Annotated in this window: 1 protein-coding gene; it reads right to left on the bottom strand. The window is 71.0% G+C overall.

Annotation, left to right across the window (positions count from 1 at the left end):
- Window positions 1-1,575, bottom strand: a 1,575-nt coding sequence (locus tag G6028_RS11840; protein ID WP_241730712.1) for a DUF4389 domain-containing protein, incomplete at its 3' end; no start/stop codon positions are given.
- Window positions 1,576-1,816: the final 241 nt, after the last annotated feature.

The raw sequence follows: 1,816 nt of genomic DNA, 5'->3' as shown, positions 1-1,816 counted from the left end.
GACGGTGGGCCCCTCCGGCCCGTGACCGACCGGCCCTTCCGGCCCCTGGCCGACCGGGGTCTCCGGACCGTGACCCGCCGGGACCTCCGGCCCGTGACCGACCGGCTCCTCCGGCCCCTGGTCCAGGCGGAACGGAGGGTACTCGTCGCGCAGGAGCAGGACGTACGAGCCGACCCGGTACACCCAGCGGTTCAGACCCACGATCAGGTCGAAGAGCCCGGGCAGGTAGCGGCCGGTGAACAGCAACCCGATCGCGGCGATCAGCACGAGCAGGCCCACCAGCGAGATGTTCCACTCGGCGCCCCCGTACTCCGAGGCGCTGGTCAGAGCCGCCCCGCCGCCGGTGAGGATGCCCACGATGAGCAGGTGCGGGATCACGAGCAGCCACCACTTGACCAACACCAGGCCGCGCGAGAGCCGCTCGGGGTAGGCCACGTCCAACTCGGCCGGGTAGTCGGCGGGCGCCAGCGAGAAGGGCGGGTACCGATCCGTGCCGAGCACGGAGTAGGCGTAGAACCCCACGCGCCAGTTCCACCGCAGCACCCCGACGCTGTACATGAACCACGACCGCGGATAGCGACCGGTGAACAGCACGACCAGGCCCGCGGCGATGGTGGTGACCACCAGCGCGAACCACAGCAGCGCGATGACGATGTAGTGCGGGATCGCCAGCAGCCACTTGATCAGCCACATCGCGCGCGAGACCTGCGGGTCCGGGAGCCCGGTCAGACGCAGCGGATCGGGACCCGCGCCCACGGCGGGGACGCCCGCACCGGGCCAGCGGTCGATGTCGCGCCCGAGGCCGGCGGTCCCCAGCAGGATCAGCGGCAGCCCCAGCACCAGCGCCACGATCCCGGTGACCAGAACCCCGGGATTGGCGAGCCCGAAAAGCTCGGTGTGCGCGCCCACCTGCACGTCGACCCACACCGGGCGGGTGCCGTCGGCGTTCATCACCACGACCACCCAGTCGCCGGACTGCAGGTCGACGGTGATCGTCTGCTGCTCGCCGCCCGTCGCGGACTGGGCCCAGAAGTCCTGGTCGGTCGGCGGTTCGGGGGTGCGGGTGCCGGGCACCTCGTCGAGCGCGGTGTCCGGGTCGGACCCCGTGCCCCATGTGTACGGGGTCTCGACGGTGTACCCGGTGTCCCACGGGTCGTCGCCGAACACCGCGTGGGGGACGTCGTTGAGATAGGCCGAGACATCGGACGCATCGGCGATGCCGATGAACACGTCCTGATCGGGGACCACCGGGGTCGCGCGGAGCTGGATACTGATCAGGTCGTCGAGACCGAACGTGCCGACGGTGGCGCCCTCGTCGACGTGGACCGTGAGGGGCGCGGTCGTGATGGCGTGGCCGACGGTCTGGAGTCGCTCGGTGTCCGTGTAGGCGTAGCGACCGTCGCGCTGGGAGGCCTCGGCCACCATGAGAGCCGCGCCGGTGGCGGTCATCCCGAGGCCGAACACGGCCAGCAGGACCCCCGCGACGAGCATGACCCAGTTCACCGGGCGGGTCCGGGGAGAGTGGTGGACCGAGGTGGAGGACGGCCCGGACGGGGTGTCATGTGGAGTTGCCATGATGAGTCCTTGTGCAGTGGGGTGCGGATCCACCAGGGACGGCGCATCCGCCTACATGAGGTGACGTTACTCTTATACGGGCAGTGTGACGCCCGTTTACTCGGGTCTCCAGCCCCGGCTCCAACCCCACCATCGGCCCCCTTCACCCCCGGTCGCCCGCGGCCCCGGACCCGGCCCCGGACGCGGTGGTGATCCCCGCCCGGCGACATCGCCGCGATCTGCGCCTTCGGCCTGACATACC

The sequence above is a fragment of the Dietzia cercidiphylli genome (assembly GCF_014145145.1).
Lineage (GTDB): Bacteria > Actinomycetota > Actinomycetes > Mycobacteriales > Mycobacteriaceae > Dietzia > Dietzia natronolimnaea.
Note: the sequence above shows the minus strand (reverse complement) of the source record. Positions and strands in the feature narration are given on the sequence as shown.